16 protein-coding genes are annotated in these 15,831 nt (G+C 65.9%); 10 read left to right on the top strand and 6 right to left on the bottom strand.

The window, feature by feature from the left end:
* Positions 1 to 16 precede the first annotated feature (16 nt).
* The 8 genes from G9408_RS12235 to G9408_RS12200 all read left to right on the top strand — a co-directional run bounded on the left by G9408_RS12235 (position 17) and on the right by G9408_RS12200 (position 6,285).
* Entirely contained in the window at positions 17 to 727 is a 711-nt protein-coding gene (locus G9408_RS12235; RefSeq protein ID WP_137870510.1) for a response regulator transcription factor, read from the top strand.
* A complete protein-coding gene (locus G9408_RS12230) occupies positions 720 to 2,324 on the top strand; it encodes a sensor histidine kinase (RefSeq protein ID WP_168454287.1) in 1,605 nt (534 codons plus the stop codon). Before G9408_RS12235 ends, G9408_RS12230 begins: the two co-directional genes overlap by 8 nt.
* A gap of 81 nt (positions 2,325 to 2,405) precedes the next feature.
* Complete coding sequence (locus G9408_RS12225) at positions 2,406 to 2,852, top strand: HPr kinase/phosphorylase (RefSeq protein ID WP_120217330.1); 447 nt, start codon at positions 2,406 to 2,408, stop codon at positions 2,850 to 2,852.
* Positions 2,849 to 3,787, top strand: a complete 939-nt coding sequence (gene rapZ / locus G9408_RS12220; protein ID WP_168454286.1) for an RNase adapter RapZ — start codon at positions 2,849 to 2,851, stop codon at positions 3,785 to 3,787. The genes G9408_RS12225 and rapZ overlap by 4 nt, the downstream gene beginning before the upstream one ends.
* Before the next feature lie 38 nt (positions 3,788 to 3,825).
* Positions 3,826 to 4,230 carry a PTS sugar transporter subunit IIA gene (locus G9408_RS12215; RefSeq protein WP_120218326.1) on the top strand — a complete coding sequence of 135 codons (405 nt, stop codon included), beginning with the start codon at positions 3,826 to 3,828 and terminating at the stop codon, positions 4,228 to 4,230.
* Positions 4,227 to 4,505: an HPr family phosphocarrier protein gene (locus G9408_RS12210; RefSeq protein ID WP_120217332.1), complete on the top strand. Its 279-nt coding sequence runs from the start codon at positions 4,227 to 4,229 to the stop codon at positions 4,503 to 4,505. The genes G9408_RS12215 and G9408_RS12210 overlap by 4 nt, the downstream gene beginning before the upstream one ends.
* 4 nt (positions 4,506 to 4,509) lie before the next feature.
* A complete protein-coding gene (locus G9408_RS12205; protein WP_168454285.1) occupies positions 4,510 to 5,322 on the top strand; it encodes a TrmH family RNA methyltransferase in 813 nt (270 codons plus the stop codon).
* A gap of 255 nt (positions 5,323 to 5,577) precedes the next feature.
* Positions 5,578 to 6,285 carry an META domain-containing protein gene (locus G9408_RS12200; protein WP_168454284.1) on the top strand — a complete coding sequence of 236 codons (708 nt, stop codon included), beginning with the start codon at positions 5,578 to 5,580 and terminating at the stop codon, positions 6,283 to 6,285.
* A gap of 107 nt (positions 6,286 to 6,392) precedes the next feature.
* Here G9408_RS12200 and G9408_RS12195 read toward each other — a convergent pair whose 3' ends face one another.
* The 5 genes from G9408_RS12195 to G9408_RS12175 all read right to left on the bottom strand — a co-directional run bounded on the left by G9408_RS12195 (position 6,393) and on the right by G9408_RS12175 (position 9,942).
* Positions 6,393 to 7,751 (bottom strand): DNA recombination protein RmuC, encoded by a 1,359-nt coding sequence (locus G9408_RS12195; protein WP_168454283.1) that lies wholly within the window; start codon positions 7,749 to 7,751, stop codon positions 6,393 to 6,395.
* A 52-nt stretch (positions 7,752 to 7,803) separates the two neighbouring features.
* Positions 7,804 to 8,247, bottom strand: a complete 444-nt coding sequence (locus tag G9408_RS12190; RefSeq protein ID WP_168454282.1) for a PH domain-containing protein — start codon at positions 8,245 to 8,247, stop codon at positions 7,804 to 7,806.
* A 15-nt stretch (positions 8,248 to 8,262) separates the two neighbouring features.
* The gene (locus tag G9408_RS12185; RefSeq protein ID WP_168454281.1) at positions 8,263 to 8,835 is read right to left on the bottom strand and encodes a hypothetical protein; all 573 of its coding nucleotides are present in this window, start codon (positions 8,833 to 8,835) and stop codon (positions 8,263 to 8,265) included.
* Positions 8,832 to 9,308 carry a vgr related protein gene (locus G9408_RS12180; protein ID WP_168454565.1) on the bottom strand — a complete coding sequence of 159 codons (477 nt, stop codon included), beginning with the start codon at positions 9,306 to 9,308 and terminating at the stop codon, positions 8,832 to 8,834. Before G9408_RS12180 ends, G9408_RS12185 begins: the two co-directional genes overlap by 4 nt.
* A gap of 109 nt (positions 9,309 to 9,417) precedes the next feature.
* Positions 9,418 to 9,942 carry a copper chaperone PCu(A)C gene (locus G9408_RS12175; RefSeq protein WP_168454280.1) on the bottom strand — a complete coding sequence of 175 codons (525 nt, stop codon included), beginning with the start codon at positions 9,940 to 9,942 and terminating at the stop codon, positions 9,418 to 9,420.
* A gap of 152 nt (positions 9,943 to 10,094) precedes the next feature.
* Between G9408_RS12175 and dnaK the strand changes: the two genes are divergently transcribed.
* Together dnaK and dnaJ are read left to right on the top strand one after the other, a co-directional pair.
* The gene (dnaK, locus tag G9408_RS12170) at positions 10,095 to 11,999 is read left to right on the top strand and encodes a molecular chaperone DnaK (RefSeq protein WP_120217340.1); all 1,905 of its coding nucleotides are present in this window, start codon (positions 10,095 to 10,097) and stop codon (positions 11,997 to 11,999) included.
* Between the two features lie 174 nt (positions 12,000 to 12,173).
* Positions 12,174 to 13,292: a molecular chaperone DnaJ gene (gene dnaJ / locus G9408_RS12165; RefSeq protein ID WP_168454279.1), complete on the top strand. Its 1,119-nt coding sequence runs from the start codon at positions 12,174 to 12,176 to the stop codon at positions 13,290 to 13,292.
* Positions 13,293 to 13,397: 105 nt separating this feature from the next.
* Here the strand turns inward: dnaJ and G9408_RS12160 are convergent, their stop codons facing one another.
* Entirely contained in the window at positions 13,398 to 15,701 is a 2,304-nt protein-coding gene (locus G9408_RS12160; protein WP_168454278.1) for a patatin-like protein, read from the bottom strand.
* Positions 15,702 to 15,831: the final 130 nt, after the last annotated feature.

Below are 15,831 nucleotides of genomic sequence, written 5' to 3'. Positions count from 1 at the left end.
GCCCAACGGAAAGAGCATGACGGCAACCATCGCGCTGGTCGACGACGACCGCAACATCCTGCAATCCCTGTCGATCGCGCTGCAGGCCGAAGGCTTTGTGACGCGCGTCTATTCGGACGGCGAGGCGGCGCTGAAGCCGCTGATCGACAATCCGCCCGATCTTGCGGTGTTCGACATCAAGATGCCGCGCATGGACGGGCTGGAGCTGCTGCGGCGGCTGCGCGAGAAAAGCCAGCTTCCGGTCATTTTCCTGACCAGCAAGGACGACGAGATCGACGAAGCGCTGGGGCTGGCGATGGGCGCCGACGATTATATCGCCAAGCCTTTTTCCCAGCGGCTGGTGATCGCGCGCATCCGCGCCATATTGCGCCGCGTGGCGCTCAACCAGAATGCCGCCGCCGAGGACGACGAGCCCGTCGCCGAGCCGATCACCCGCGGTCGGCTGAGCATGGATCCGGCGCGTCACAAGGTCGCGTGGGACGGCAAGGACGTTACGCTGACCGTCACCGAATTCCTGATCCTGGAAACGCTGGCCAGCCGCCCCGGCATCGTGCGCAGCCGCAACCAGCTGATGGACGCCGCCTATCAGGACGATGTCTATATCGACGATCGCACGATCGACAGCCACATCAAGCGCCTGCGCCGCAAGTTCCGCGAGGTCGACCCCGAATTCGACGGCATCGCGACGCTCTATGGCGCGGGATACCGTTTTGCCGACGATGGCTGAGCCGCTGAAGCCCGATGCGAGCATCGCCGAGCAGGAGGAATCGCCGCTCGTCTGGTCGGCGCGCTGGTCGCTGACGACGCGCATCCTGGCGGTCAATATCCTCGCGGTCGCGCTGCTTGCGGGGGGATTCTATTATCTCGACACCTATCGCAGCCGCCTGGTCGATACGCGGATCGAGGTGATGAAGGATCAGCTCGCGATGCTCGACCGCGCGCTCGAAGCGGCCCGGCCCGACCAGCGCGCGACGCTGATCGACGAATTTGCCGCCGCGACTGAATCGCGACTGCGCTTCTACGACACCGACGGGCGACGGATTTCGGACAGCTTCGAAACCGGCCCCGCCACCTACACCTTGCGCGACCCCAATTTGCAGGCGTGGCAGCGCGACGCCGCGCGCGCGATGGATCGCGGCATCGACTGGATCGTCGGCGCGCCTTCCTATCCCGATTTCCAGGAACCGGCGGTCGATCGCGCCGCGGCGTGGCCCGAGGTGATCGAGGCGCAGCGCAGCGGGCAGGCCGCCAGCCGCTTCCGCTACGCCCCCGAACGCACCCCGTTGCTGAGCGCCGCCAGCGTCGTCGACCTGGAAGCGCCGCAGACGGTGCTGATGACGCTGAACGCGCGCGACATCACCCGCACCGTGCGCGCCGAACGCTTCCGGCTGGCGATCGTCGTCGCGGTTGTGCTGATGACGTCGGTGCTGTTGTCGCTGTTCCTTGCGCGCACCATCGTCCGCCCGCTGCGGCGGCTGGCGCGCGCCGCGGTGCGCGTCCGGCTGGGACGCGCGCGCGAGGTCGTCGTGCCGCGCCTGCCGAGCCGCCGCGACGAGATCGGCACGCTGGCGCGTGCACTCAGCGACATGACGCAGGCGCTGCGCCAGCGCATCGACGCCGGCGAACATTTTGCCGCCGACGTGACCCACGAGCTGAAAAACCCGATCGCGTCGGTGCGCTCGGCGATCGAGGGGCTGGGCCGCGTCAAGGACGATGCGCAGCGCGCGCAGCTGCTCGCGATCGCCGACGAGGATGTCCGGCGGCTCGACCGGCTGGTCAGCGACATCAGCGAGGCGAGCCGCGTCGATGCGCAATTGTCGCGCACATTGTTCGAGCCGATCGACGTCGGCATGATGATCGAATCGATGCTCGCCGCGCGCACGGCGCGGATCGATGCCGATACGCCGCACCCGCGCCTTGCCTTCGCCCGCCCCCGCAAGGGGACGACGCTGGTGATGGGCGACGGCCACCGGCTCGAACGCGCGATCGACAATGTCATCGACAATGCGATCAGTTTCTCGCCCCCCACCGGGCTGGTGTGCATCGCGGCGACGCGGCTGGGCGACGAGGTGCATATCCGGGTCGACGACGACGGCCCGGGCATCGATCCCGACCAGCGTGAGGCCATTTTCCGCCGTTTCCATAGCGAACGCCCCGCCGGCGAGGCCTTTGGCCGCCACAGCGGGCTGGGGCTGGCGATCGCGCGCACGATCATCGAGGGGCATAGCGGCACGATCAACGCCAAGGACCGCGACGATGGTAAGCCCGGCGGCAGCCTGCTGATGACCCTGCCCGCGAGCGAGGGGGGAGCGGCGGCCGGCTAAATATCCTCCCTTTGGAGCAGCCATGGGGAGGATCGGTTTGCCGCCTTGCGGCCCCGCTTCGTCGCCGGTAAGCCTTCACCGATGCTGCCCAGCCGGACCCGACCCGATATCGTCAATATCCATGCGAGCTGTGTCGCCGCGGGCAGCCGCGGCATTTTGCTGCTCGGCCTGTCGGGACAGGGCAAGTCGGACCTGGCGCTGCGGCTGATCGATCGCGGCGCGCGGCTGGTCGCCGACGACCGCTGCGACATCTGGTTCGAGCGCGATCGCCTGTGGTGTCGCCCGCCCGCGGAACTGGCGGGCAAGCTGGAAGTGCGCGGGCTGGGCATCGTCGAAAAGGCGTGGGTTGCGCCGGTCCCGCTGGCGATGGCGGTGCGGCTGGCCGATCGGTACGAGCGCATGCCGCCCGAGCGCGCGGTCGAACGGATCGCCGGGCACGACCTGCCCTCGCTCACCCTGTCGGCCTTTGAAGCATCGGCGCCGATCAAGGTCCTGTTGGCGCTCGACCGGCTGGCGAGCGGGGCATGAAGGACGCCCCCGAACCGCGGCTGCTCCTGGTCACCGGCCTGTCGGGCGCGGGCAAATCGACGGTGCTCAAGGTGCTCGAGGATCTGGGCTGGGAGGTGGTCGACAATCTGCCGCTCGCGCTGCTCGAAACCTTGATCGACGCGCCGGTCAAACGCAGCGAGGCGGGGCGCCCGCTGGCGGTCGGGATCGACAGCCGCAGCCGGGGGTTCCGCCCGGCGCTGCTCGTCCAGCGGATCAAGGCGCTGCGCGAGGTCGGCGGACGCGACGTCCAGACCTTGTTCCTCGACTGCGCCGGCGCCGAGCTCGAACGGCGTTTTTCGGAAACGCGCCGCCGCCACCCGATGGCCGAGGACCGCCCCGCCGCCGACGGCATCGCACGCGAACGCGAGATGATGGAGCCGCTGCGTCGCTGGGCCGAGCATGTCGTCGACACCACCAATTACAGCAGCAACGATCTCCAGCAGGAGGTCCGCCAGCGCTTTGGCGATGCCAGCGATAACGAGCCGGTGCTCAACATCCTGAGCTTCGGTTTCGCGCGCGGGCTGCCGCGCAACGCCGACCTGGTGTTCGACATGCGCTATCTGCGCAACCCGCATTGGGACGCGAAATTGAAGCCCGGCACCGGACTCGACCCCGACGTCGCCGCCTATGTGATCGCCGACCCCGCCTATGAAGACAGCCTGGCGCAGATCGAAAGGCTGATCCTGACCTTGCTGCCGCGCTACCGCGCCGAAGGGAAAAGCTATGTCACCATCGCTTTCGGCTGCACCGGGGGTCGCCACCGGTCGGTCCATGTCGCCGCGCGTGTTGCCCAAACGCTACGCGCGTCCGGATATGAGCCAGTGCTGACCCACCGCAACCTTGACTCTGCCCCGCAAGATGGGCTTGAGGGCAAGCCCCCGCCTCCGGCCACCGCCGTTGGCGGAAGAACATAAGGGTCTCGCATTTCATGCCCACCGATAAAGCCTTGCCGCTGCTGGGAATGGTCCTTGTCACCCACGGCCGTCTGGCCGAGGAAATGGTTCGCGCGATGGAGCATGTCGTCGGGCCGCAACGCGCGGTCGCGACAGTGTGCATTGGCCCCAACGACAATATGGAGATGCGCCGCCGCGAAATCGCCGATGCGATTCGCGACGTCGACGAGGGCCGCGGCGTCGTCATGCTGACCGACCTGTTCGGCGGCACCCCGTCGAACCTGGCGATCAGCCTGCTCGAATCGGGGCGCACCGAAGTGATCGCCGGGGTCAATTTGCCGATGCTGATCCGTCTGGAAAGCGCGCGCAAGTCGATGGAACTGCGCGCCGCGGTGATCGCCGCCAAGGAAGCCGGACAGAAATATATTTCGGTCGCCTCTGAAATGCTGGGGGTCGGCCTGTGACCGCGGTGTCCGAAACCGTCGAGATCACCAACCAGCGCGGACTCCACGCGCGCGCCAGCGCAAAATTCGTCACCTTCGTCAGCCGCCTGCCCGAAACCGTGTCGGTCGAGGTCGAAAAGGGCGGATCGCGGGTCAACGGAACGTCGATCATGGGGTTGATGATGCTGGGCGCCGCGAAGGGCGACTCGATCACGATCCATACCAGCGGCGACGGCGCCGACGCCGCGCTGCTGAAACTGGTCGGGCTGGTCAAGGACAGCTTCGGCGAGGATTGACCGGATGACCGGTCGCCGCACCACCATCGAAAGCCTGTCCAACCCGCTGATCAAGCGGATGCGGCTCTTGCGCGAAAAACGTCATCGCCGCGCCGAGGCGCTGTTTCTGGCCGAAGGACTGCGGATCGCCACCGAAGCGCGCGAGGCGGGGGTACTGCCGCTGTGGCTGTTTCTGGGGCCCGAGGGCGACGCGCACCCGCTGGCCGCGGCGCTGATCGCCGGGACGCTGGGCGCCGGCGGCGAGGTGATCGACACCACCCCTGCGATCCTGTCCAAACTGTCGGGCAAGGATAATCCGCAGACCGTCGTCGGCATCTACGCCGAACCCAAAACGACCCTCGCCGACATTGACCGCAACGCCGCGCCGATCTGGCTCGTCGCCGAGCGGCTCCGCGACCCGGGCAATCTCGGCACGATGCTGCGCACCGGCGATGCGGTGGGCGCGGGCGGCCTGATCCTGCTCGACGAATCAACCGATCCCTACGCGGTCGAGGCGGTACGCGCGAGCATGGGGGCCATCTTTACGCAAAAGCTGGTGCAGGCGCGCTGGGACGAATTCCTGCCCTGGCTACGCGGCGGGCCAGGGCAGTTGGTTGCAACATGGCTGGGCGAGGACACGCAGGATTATCAGACGGTTCGTTATGCCGCGCCGACCTTCATCCTGACCGGCAATGAATCGCAAGGGATGCCGCCCGCCTATGCCGACGCCGCCGATGTCCGCGTCAAAATGCCGATGATGGGCAAGGCCGACAGCCTGAACGCTGCGGTCGCGACGGCGGTGATGGCGTATGAGGTGCTGAACCAGCGGCGGAAATAGTGGCGTTCAGCAGAGCGCAATTCGCTTTCGCTTAGAGGGCCGATCCATAGTAACTTCGTCACCCGGAATGTATTTGACGCATATATCCACCGGACAAGGGAAACTGTTCCCCGGCGAAAGCCGGGGCCCAGGGCGCCCTAGAACAGGCGGTGCTTTATGACGCCCTGGACCCCGGCTTTCGCCGGGGAACGGATATTTGCTCGAAAGATATGTGCGCCAACCAAGTTCAGTAAGACGAGAAGAGGAGATGGTTCCGTGACCCGCATATTGCCCCTGCTCGCCCTTCCCGCGCTCGCTGCATGCGTCCCCGCCGCCGATGCACCGCCGCAGAGCCCCGGCGAGGCGCCAGCCGCTTATATGGCGCTCGGCACCGAGCCCGGCTGGACGCTCGAGATCACGCCCGACCGGCTGAATTATGACGGCGACTATGGCGCGACGAAGATCATGGTGCCGAACCCCGGCGCCAAACCGTCGCTGAGCGGGCGCACCTATGTCAGCGATCGGCTGTCGGTGGTGATCAAGACCGCCCCGTGCGGCGACGGGATGAGCGACCGCCGCTACGCCGACACGGTGCGCGTGGTCGCCGACGGCAAGATGCTGAACGGTTGCGGCGGAGCGATCTTGCCGCCCGAGACGCTGGCGGGATCGAACTGGACCTTGGTGTCGATCGGCGGCGTCGCAGTAGCGGCCGACCGCCCCACCTCGCTGCAGTTCGACGGCACGCGGCTGAGCGGCAGCGCGGGATGCAACCGCTTTTCGGGCGGCTATAGCGCGACCGACGGCACGCTGACCGCCGGGCCGCTGATGGCAACAAAAATGGCTTGCCCCGGCGCCGGAATGACGCAGGAATCGGCGTTCTTCAAACTGATGGCGGCGCCGGTCAGCCTGACCTTTGCCGATGACGGGACGCTGATCCTGACCGGCAGCGCGGGGCAGACGGCGGTGTTGAAGCGGGTAATCTAGCGCCGCCTCAATGTTCCGTTCGTGTCGAGCGAAGTCGAGACACGTGAAGTCAAGCGCGACCTCAGCGTGTCTCGACTTCGCTCGACACGAACGGGTTTATGGGGTCGCTACTCCCCTGCGTCGTTCACCGCCGCCGGGGCCACCGCAGCCAGCTTGGCGAGCGGGCGCGCCGATTGCTCGACGACCGGCAGCACCGCAATCTCCTTGTCGCCGGTTTCGATGTCGAGCGCCTCGAACCGCTTCGCCTGCGTCAGCACCTGCGATTCAAAGCTGCCGACAAAGGCGTTGTACGCTCCCGTTGCCTGGTCGAGATTGCGCCCCACCTTGGCGATATGCGCGCCCATCACCGACATGCGCGCATAGAGCTCCTTGCCCAGTGCCGCGATCTCGCGCGCCTGATTGGCGAGCTTTTCCTGCCGCCACACCGCCGCCACAGTGCGCGCGATCGCGATCAGATTGGTCGGGGTCGCGAGCAGCACCTTGCGCTCGAACGCATAGTCCCACAGCCCCGCGTCCTGATCGAGCGCCGCGGCGAGGAAATGTTCGCCGGGGACGAACATCACGACAAAATCGGGCGTGTCGTCGAACTGGTTCCAATAGGCCTTGGCGCCAAGCGTGTTGACATGCGCCTTCATTGCGGCGGCGTGGGCGGCGAGATGCAGCGCCTTTTCACCCTCCTCGACCGCGCCGAACGCGTCCTGATAGGCGTTGAGCGACACCTTGGCGTCGATCACCAGGCTCTGCCCGCCCGGCACCTTGACGACCACGTCGGGGCGCAGCCGCCCGCCCTCACCGTCGGCCACGCTGACCTCGGTCTGGAAATCGGCATGTTCGGACAGGCCACAGCTTTCGAGGACGTTCTTGAGCTGCTGCTCGCCCCAGCGCCCGCGCGCCTTGGGCGCATTGCGCAGCGCGTTGACCAGCTTCGCCGCCTCGCTCGAAACGCGCTCGGTCCCCTCGCGCATCGCCGCGATCTGACCGTGCAGCAGGCCAAAGGCGTCGCGCCGCTCGGCCTCGACCTTGCCGACCGCTTCCTCATATTTCTGCAGCCGCTCGTGGACGGGGTTCAGCAGCGCCTTCAGATTTTGCCCCGCGGTCGCTTCGCTTTCCTTGAAGCGTGCCTCGGCGCGGTCGAGGAAAGCCTTTTGCGCACCATCGAGCATCGCCTGCCCAACCTCGCGGAATTGCGCGGTGAGCGCCGCCTGCGCGTCCTTGAGCTGCGCGATCTGCGCGTCATGCGCCGCATCGCGCGCGCGCTGTTCGCTGAGCAGCGCCGCGAGCTGGATGTCGGCGGCCTTGCGCGCCTCGGCCTCGGCGGCGAGATCGGTCACCGCGGCCCTGAACCGTTCCGAAAGCCCGTCGCGCTCGGCCTTGAGCGCACCCGCCTGCCGCCCCGCGAACAACCAGCCGATCAGGCCACCAATGGCGAGGGCAACAAGGGCGACAACAAGCGAGCTTCCATCCATAGGCGGAACATAGGACGAACGATGCCCTTCTGGCTAGCCGCTAATTACCCGGTCAGAGCATATCGCTCGACACATCGAGTTCGCGCACCCGGCGCTTCTGGCGCGCCGCATCGACGAGCCCGCGCAGCGCCTCGCGCCGTTCGGCCGCACGCTCGATATGCGGCATGACCAGCGAGCCGCCGCGCGTCGTCTCGTCGCTCGAATCGATGCTGATCGTCCCGATCCCCGCCCATTGGTTGATCAGCGTGAAGTCCATCCGCACGTCCTTGACGCGGTACAGCTCGATCTCGTCGATGCTTTTGACGAAAATGCCCTTGCGCAGGATCAGCCGGTCTTCGGTCAGCTCATAGGTGAGGTCGAGAAAACGGATCCACTGAATCAGCACGATGACCAATCCCACCCCGACCAGACAGAGCAGGAGCGTCAGCCAACCGAGCAGCGTGCCGCGCAGCCAGCCCCAGGTCGAGGAGCGGAAGCGGTCGAGAACTTCGGGCATGGGCGTCTCCTTCGGTCAAAGCAGATAGATGACGACATAGCGCGCGATCAGCGCCGCGAGAATGGCGATGCTCCAGCGGCGGTCCTTCACCCACATCGCGGCGACCATCAACGCGACGAGGACGATCGTCATGACCCGCGCGATCGGGCGCGACAGGGTCACGGCAAGGTCCGGCTGCGACAGGTAAAAGCCGAGCTGGGCGCCGAGGAGTACCAGCAGCAGGCCGAGGATGATCCGCCGCACGCGGAAATAATGGACGTCGAGGTTGGCGAAGCCTTCGGGATGCGACGGGAACACCAGCCGCGCCGCGAGGAAATAGACGGCGGCAAAGGCGGCGACCGCCATCAGCACCGTGTTCGACACCGTCAGGCTGCCGCGCGCGGTCCACGCCGCGCTCCAGAAGGACAGAAGGTCGAGCATCACGAAAATCGCGAGCAGCGGGGTCAGCCAGCCGATCGCAAACGCCTCGCGCTCGGCCTCAGCCGCAAAACGCACCTCGAGCGCGCGCCCCAGCCCGCCAAGCAGCTCGACCATCGAAAGGCCGAGGAGCAGGCTGTAGAGCCCGAAAATAAACTCGAAATCGCTCATTCCGCACCCCATGCCTCGGGCAGGATCGCGCGATAGGCCTCGATCCCCGGCGCGCCGCCGACGACCACGCCCTGCATCAGCAGCCAGTAATGGCGAACGATTTCGGCCTGTTGTTCCAGCCCATAGCGTTCGAGCAGCCAGCCGGGTTTCAGGCTGTAGCTGTACGTCGCGAACGGGTGGCGCATCAGCACCAGATACCAGCGCCCGCGCGTCTGCGCCTGCCACACATGGACCATTTCATGGATGAACAGCCCTTTGAGACGTTGCGAGGCAGCGCTGAAATCATCGCAATAGAGCTCGCCATGCGGGTTGAAATGCAGGCTGCCCATCGGCGCCATGACGACGCCGCGCGGCTGGAAGAAGATCCATTTGTGATGGCAGATGCGGACGTCGGCGTAACGGATCGCGTCGCCGAACACGGTGCGGGCGAGTGCGATTTCACCCGCCGTCAGGGGACGCGACGGACGCGGCATCACCCTGCCGTCATTGCGAGCGAAGCGAAGCAATCCAGGTGCGGTTTACGCCGCTCTGGTTTGCCGCGCCGCTGCGCTCCTCGCAATGACGGGGTGCGGGAAGCCACGCCTATTTCTTCGCGTCCGCCGCCTTGTCCTCGCCATGCCCCATCGCATCATGGTCCATCGCCGCCTCGCCCCCGGCCGCGCCCTCGGCAGGTTTGATCACCATGTCGAAGAGGATGCGTTCATTGTTGTTGTTGGTGAACACGAATGCCATCGGCAGCTTGCCCGCGCGCACCGCGGCGCCGTTGATGCCCCAGATCATCAGATGCTTGCCGCCCTGCTTGAACACCAGCTCACCCTTGGCCGGAACGTCAGCGCGCGCCAGCGGTTTCATCGTCATCATGCCGTTTTCGCGCACGCTTTCATGCATTTCGACGCGCTGGGCGAGGTCGGCGGTGACCGCGACCAGCTGTACCGGCTGCGGGCCGCCTTCGATGCGGAAATAGCCCACCGCAGGGCGGTCGTCGGTGGCACCCATCACGATATGACCGCTCACGACATTGAGCGGCTGTCCCTTGCCCAGATTTTCGCCGCAGGCGGTCAGGGTCAGCGCCGTGGCGGCAATGGCGGCAATTGCGAAAGCTTTCATTTTGCGAGGACTCCGTGACGGTGCGTGAATTCGCATCCCCGATAAGCCTTCAAAGCCCTTGTGCCAAGGAGAAGCGCACCTATATCGCGCCCAGAACCCCATGTCCGGCGTGCCTTTTCAGGGCGCCGCAGAAGCAACAAGGACGAGTATAAATGGCCAAAGTGATCGGGATCGACCTCGGCACCACGAACAGCTGCGTCGCGGTGATGGAAGGCGGCAAGCCCAAGGTTATCGAAAATGTCGAAGGCACGCGCACGACCCCGTCGATCGTCGCCTTTGCCAAGGATGGCGAGCGCCTGATCGGCCAGCCGGCGAAGCGCCAGGCGGTCACCAACCCCGAAAACACCATCTTTGCGGTGAAGCGCCTGATCGGCCGCCGCTTCGACGATCCGATGACCAAGAAGGACATGGAACTCGTCCCCTATACCATTACCAAGGGCTCGAACGGCGACGCGTGGGTCAAGGCGGGCGGCGAGGATTATTCGCCGTCGCAGATCAGCGCCTTCATCCTGCAGAAGATGAAGGAAACCGCCGAAGCCTATCTCGGCGAAAAGGTCGAGCAGGCGGTGATCACCGTTCCCGCCTACTTCAACGACGCCCAGCGCCAGGCGACCAAGGACGCCGGCAAGATCGCGGGCCTCGAAGTGCTGCGCATCATCAACGAGCCGACCGCGGCGGCGCTCGCCTATGGCCTCGACAAGACCGAGAACAAGACGATCGCGGTCTATGACCTTGGCGGCGGCACCTTCGACATCTCGATCCTCGAGGTTGGCGACGGCGTGTTCGAGGTGAAGTCGACCAATGGCGACACCTTCCTCGGCGGTGAGGATTTCGACAGCAAGATCGTCGAATATCTCGCCGACGGCTTCAAGAAGGACGAAGGCATTGACCTTCGCGGCGACAAGCTCGCGCTCCAGCGGCTGAAGGAAGCCGCCGAAAAGGCGAAGATCGAACTGTCGTCGGCCGCGACGACCGAGGTCAACCTGCCCTTCATCACCGCCGACGCCAACGGGCCGAAGCACCTCGTCAAGACGATCACCCGCGCCGACCTCGAAAAGCTCGTCGAGGAGCTGGTCAAGCGCACCCTCGAGCCCTGCAAGAAGGCGATCAAGGACGCGGGCGTCAGCGCCAAGGACATCGACGAAGTCGTGCTGGTTGGCGGCATGACGCGCATGCCGCGCGTCCGCGAAGTCGTGAAGGACTTCTTCGGCAAGGAACCGCACACCGGCGTGAACCCCGACGAAGTCGTCGCGATCGGCGCCGCGATCCAGGCGGGCGTGCTGCAGGGCGACGTCAAGGACGTGCTGCTGCTCGACGTGACCCCGCTGTCGCTGGGCATCGAGACGCTGGGCGGCATCATGACCAAGATGATCGACCGCAACACCACGATCCCGACCAAGAAGTCGCAGGTCTATTCGACGGCTGACGACAATCAGTCGGCGGTGACGATCCGCGTGTTCCAGGGCGAGCGCGAAATGGCGCAGGATAACAAGATGCTGGGCCAGTTCGACCTGGTCGGCATTCCGCCCGCGCCGCGCGGCGTGCCGCAGATCGAGGTGACCTTCGACATCGACGCCAATGGCATCGTGTCGGTCCATGCCAAGGACAAGGGCACCGGCAAGGAACAGCAGATCAAGATCCAGGCCTCGGGCGGGCTCAGCGACGCCGACATCGACCAGATGGTCAAGGACGCCGAGCAGTTCGCCGAAGAAGACAAGGCACGCCGTGAGGCAGCCGAGGCAAAGAACAACGCCGAAAGCCTGGTCCACTCGACCGAACGCCAGATCGCCGAGCATGGCGACAAGGTCGACGCGGGCCTCAAGTCCGAGATCGAGGCTGCGATCGCCGAAACGAAGGCCGCGATCGAAGGCGGCGATGCCGCCGCGATGACGGAGAAGGCCGGCGCGCTGGCGCAGGTCGCGATGAAGCTTGGTCAGGCGATCTACGAGAAGGAACAGCAGGCGGCGGCTTCGCCCGATGCCGACGCTGGCGAGAAGAAGGCCGACGAAGATGTCGTCGACGCCGAATTCTCCGAAGTCGAAGACGACAAGAAGTAAGGGGCTATCCCCTCATGCCGTTCGTGCTGAGCTTGTCGAAGCACCGTTCTTCCCTCTTCCGCCGCGAAGAAGAAGAACGGCCCCCCTCGACGCCGCCTGCGGCGTCGCTCGGGACAGGCTTCGACGGGCTCAGGGCGAACGGATTTGAGGGGCAAGGCTAGGGACCGATCGATTATGTCTCTCGACATCGATTATTACGAACTGCTCGAATGCGATCGCACCGCCGACGAGGCGACGCTGAAATCGAGCTACCGCAAGCTGGCGATGAAATTTCACCCCGACAAGAATCCGGGGTGCAAGGACAGCGAGGCGCGCTTCAAGGCGATCAGCGAGGCCTATGACTGCCTGCGCGATCCGCAAAAACGGGCCGCCTATGACCGGTTCGGAAAGACCGGCAGCCCCAACGGTTTCGGCGGCGGCAACGCCGATTTCGGCGACATCGGCGATATCTTCGAATCGATCTTTGGCTCGGCATTCGGTGGCGGGCGCCAGCAACGCGGCCCGGCGCGCGGCGCCGACCTGCGCTATGACATGGAAATCCGGCTGGAGGATGCCTTCACCGGGATCAGCCGCGAAATTCAGGTCGACGTCGCGGCACGCTGCGACAGCTGCGAGGGGTCGGGCGCCAAGCCCGGCACGACGACCAACCGCTGCGGCACCTGCGGCGGTCATGGCAAGGTCCGCGCGCAGCAGGGTTTTTTCATGGTCGAGCGCACCTGTCCCGCCTGTCAGGGCGCGGGCGAGGTCATCGCCGACCCCTGCAACAGCTGCCATGGCGAGGGCCGGGTCGACCGCCGCAAGACGCTGACCGTCAACATCCCCGCCGGGGTCGACGAAGGCACGCGCATCCGCCTGTCGGGCGAGGGCGAGAGCGGCGCGCGCGGCGCCGCGCCGGGCGACCTCTACATCTTCCTCCACATGGCGCGGCACAAGCTGTTCGAGCGAGAAGGCACGACGCTGTTCACGCGCGCGCCGATCAGCTTCACCACCGCGGCATTGGGCGGCGAGATCAGCATTCCCGGCCTCGACGGCACCAAGCACGACATCCACATCTCCGCAGGCATCCAGTCGGGCAAGCAGTTGCGCCAGCGCGGCGCGGGCATGCCCGTGCTCAACGGCCGTGGCCACGGCGATCTGGTGGTGCAGGTCGATGTCGAAACCCCGACCAAGCTGACCGCGCGGCAAAAGGAATTGCTCGCCGAGTTTCGCGAGACCGAAACCGGCGACGAATGCCCGGCAAGCCAGGGCTTTTTTGGCCGCATCAAGGATATGTGGGACGATCTGACGGATTGATCCGTCCCATTTTCGTCATTGCGAGGAGCCGAAGGCGACGCGGCAATCCAGAGCAGGCGTAAACCGCCCTGGATTGCTTCGCTTCGCTCGCAATGACGAGGCTACTCAGCCGATCTCCACCCTAAGTTCGTCAATCAACGCCTTCACCTTGGGCAGCCGCGCCTCTTCCTCATCCAATATCGCATGGAACGCCCGGCGTTTCAGCGCCTTCAGTTCCTCCGCCGACAGCCCTTTCTCGCCGCCGATGCTGCTCGCGACGATGTCGATCAGCCGGTCGGCGCCGTGCAGGCGGCCCCATAGATAGTCATTCTCGCGGTATGCGCGGCTGAAGAAGGCGCCGAAGCTGTTGAATTCGATCCCTTTCAGCATCGCCGCCGCGCCGCCGGTGCGGATCGCGGTCGCGTCCGACGGCGAGATGCGGTCGATCTTGATCGGGTCATATTCGTCGAACCCTTCGCCCTGGAGCAGCGGCAAGGTCGCGATGTCGTAGAAGGGATAGCCAAGATAGGCGAGGAGCAGCGTGCGGCGGTCGTCTTTCGGCATCGCCGCCAGCCCCGCCGCAATCAGCGCGTCGGCCTCACCATCGATTTCGGTCAGGTCGCGCCGCGCGGCGACCGCGTCGATCCAGTCGCCCGGCCCGGCATCGGCGGGCAGGTCGAGCCCCGCCAGCCAGGCATCGCCCTGACGATCGAGATAAAGGCCGAGCGCGGTGAAAATCGCCGCCCGCATATCCTCGCACACCGGGTCGCGCCCGTCGCGCGTCGCCTCGACCGCGGTGTCGAGTTCACGCGCCAAAAAGCGCAGGCGGCGGATACGGAAGCCCAGATCATGGGTACGGAAAAAGGCGATCGCGTCGCCGCTGGCGCCCGCACCACGTTTGCCCGAAATCCGGTCGAGCCCGCGCGCTCGCGCCTCGTCCCACAATGCCATGCGCCGCTTCGCCTGATGCACCGCGCCCTCGGGCGGGAGCAGCCGGTCGATCAGGCTCGCCAGCTCCTCGATCACCGCCGACAATTTCAGATGTCCATAAGGCGCAAAAGCGAACCCCGCGCGCGCCGCGGCCTGGTCCTGCGCCTTCGCGCGCCATTTTTCGAGCCGCGCCACCGTCGGCGTGTCGAGAAAAAAGGTGCTACCGAACAGCGCCGCGACCTGTTCCTCGACCTCGACCTTCATCGCGTCGACGATATGCTGCATCCGCCGGATGCGGCGCGACATGCCCTCGATCGCCTCGACATTTTCGCGGATCGGCTGTTCGCGCGGGATTTCGGACAGCGCGCCGAGGATCGTCGGCAGAAAGCCGGGGAGCCGCGCCTCCTCGGTCACCGCGGGTTTGCCGAAACTGATCGAACGATAATCGGGCTTGGGGTCGATATAGACGAAACGCCGGTCGATCTCGCGCCGCGCCGGGCGCTGCTTCAGCGCCGCGATTGCGGGGCGGAAGGGCGCATTGGCGAGTACCGATCCGTCGATCAGCACCCGGTCGGCAGGATCGCCGTCGCCGGTCGCGGGCAATTGGGTGCGGATGAAATCGTCGCGGTTCGGCCATTCGATTTCACGGTTGGCGAGCACCCGGTCAAGCTCGCGCAGCGTGAAGGGCGGGAAGGCGCCGGGAAAACTGGCGGTCGCGCGCGCGGCGGCGGTAAGCCCCGGCACATCGTCGAGCCGCGCGCCGGTGCGATCATCCTCGCGAAAATGAAGCATCAGCCGATGCTCATCCTCGCTCACCCGCGCCGGGCTGTTGAGCGCCAACGGCACGCTATGCCCGGCAAAGTCGGTGACCGACACGAACAGGTCGACCGGCTGGCCGTTCGGCACCAGCACCGGCCCGCGCGGCCCCTGTTCCATCGCATCGAAGGCGTCGAGCAGAAGGTTGGAAAACGTCTCGCCGCCGAACGGCGGTTCGAACCAGCGCGCGCGCACGAAGCGCGACAGCTTGGCGCGCACTTCATCCTGCGCGGCCGCGCCCACCGTGCGGTCGATCGCATTGCCGCGCCTTTTCATCATCCAGCCGGCGATCGGCACCGCCCAGAATTTGGTTGCCGCCGACAGCGGCCGCGCGTCGGGATCGATCAGCTTGTCAACGTCGGCGCTGCCCAGCCACAGGTCGGTGAGCGGATCGAGCGATTGCCCGGTCGCGAGCGCGCGCGCGAGGAAAATGCCGTTGATCCCGCCCGCGCTCGCCCCCGCGACAATATCGGCAAGCACGCGCAGGCGGACGTTGCTGCGCGCCGCAAGCTCGGCGAGCAGATCGGCATAGACCGCGCCTGCCCCCGATGATGCGGTGCCGTCATGAAACGCCCGCGACGCCGCGGCGAGGCGCCACACTTCCTTGGTGATACCGTGCATATAGACGGCAAGGCTGATGCCGCCGTAGCAAATCAGGGCGAAGCGCAGTTCCTTTTCCCGCATGGGTTGGGGTGTAGCGCGGTTTTGCATATGTGGGGAGAGTTCCTTCTCCCTTGATGGGAGAAGGATACGTAGCCTTATCGCGAAGCGATTAGGCGAAGTTGGATGAGGGTGCTGGTGCGTCAATGCACCT

Source organism: Sphingopyxis microcysteis (assembly GCF_012274265.1).
Taxonomy (GTDB): domain Bacteria; phylum Pseudomonadota; class Alphaproteobacteria; order Sphingomonadales; family Sphingomonadaceae; genus Sphingopyxis; species Sphingopyxis microcysteis.
The sequence above is the reverse complement of the archived record's forward strand: the minus strand, read 5'-3'. Positions and strand labels throughout refer to the sequence as shown.

What these genes read in the sequence shown, in the direction of transcription:
- G9408_RS12190 (WP_168454282.1), bottom strand. Translation starts at nt 8,247, where the DNA reads ATGCCCGAAGTTCTCGACCGCTTCCGCTCCTCGACCTGGGGCTGGCTG.
- rapZ (WP_168454286.1), top strand. Translation starts at nt 2,849, where the DNA reads ATGAAGGACGCCCCCGAACCGCGGCTGCTCCTGGTCACCGGCCTGTCG.
- G9408_RS12235 (WP_137870510.1), top strand. Translation starts at nt 17, where the DNA reads ATGACGGCAACCATCGCGCTGGTCGACGACGACCGCAACATCCTGCAA.
- G9408_RS12195 (WP_168454283.1), bottom strand. Translation starts at nt 7,751, where the DNA reads ATGGATGGAAGCTCGCTTGTTGTCGCCCTTGTTGCCCTCGCCATTGGT.
- G9408_RS12175 (WP_168454280.1), bottom strand. Translation starts at nt 9,942, where the DNA reads ATGAAAGCTTTCGCAATTGCCGCCATTGCCGCCACGGCGCTGACCCTG.
- G9408_RS12230 (WP_168454287.1), top strand. Translation starts at nt 720, where the DNA reads ATGGCTGAGCCGCTGAAGCCCGATGCGAGCATCGCCGAGCAGGAGGAA.
- dnaJ (WP_168454279.1), top strand. Translation starts at nt 12,174, where the DNA reads ATGTCTCTCGACATCGATTATTACGAACTGCTCGAATGCGATCGCACC.
- G9408_RS12185 (WP_168454281.1), bottom strand. Translation starts at nt 8,835, where the DNA reads ATGAGCGATTTCGAGTTTATTTTCGGGCTCTACAGCCTGCTCCTCGGC.
- G9408_RS12180 (WP_168454565.1), bottom strand. Translation starts at nt 9,308, where the DNA reads ATGCCGCGTCCGTCGCGTCCCCTGACGGCGGGTGAAATCGCACTCGCC.
- G9408_RS12225 (WP_120217330.1), top strand. Translation starts at nt 2,406, where the DNA reads ATGCTGCCCAGCCGGACCCGACCCGATATCGTCAATATCCATGCGAGC.
- dnaK (WP_120217340.1), top strand. Translation starts at nt 10,095, where the DNA reads ATGGCCAAAGTGATCGGGATCGACCTCGGCACCACGAACAGCTGCGTC.
- G9408_RS12160 (WP_168454278.1), bottom strand. Translation starts at nt 15,701, where the DNA reads ATGCGGGAAAAGGAACTGCGCTTCGCCCTGATTTGCTACGGCGGCATC.
- G9408_RS12205 (WP_168454285.1), top strand. Translation starts at nt 4,510, where the DNA reads ATGACCGGTCGCCGCACCACCATCGAAAGCCTGTCCAACCCGCTGATC.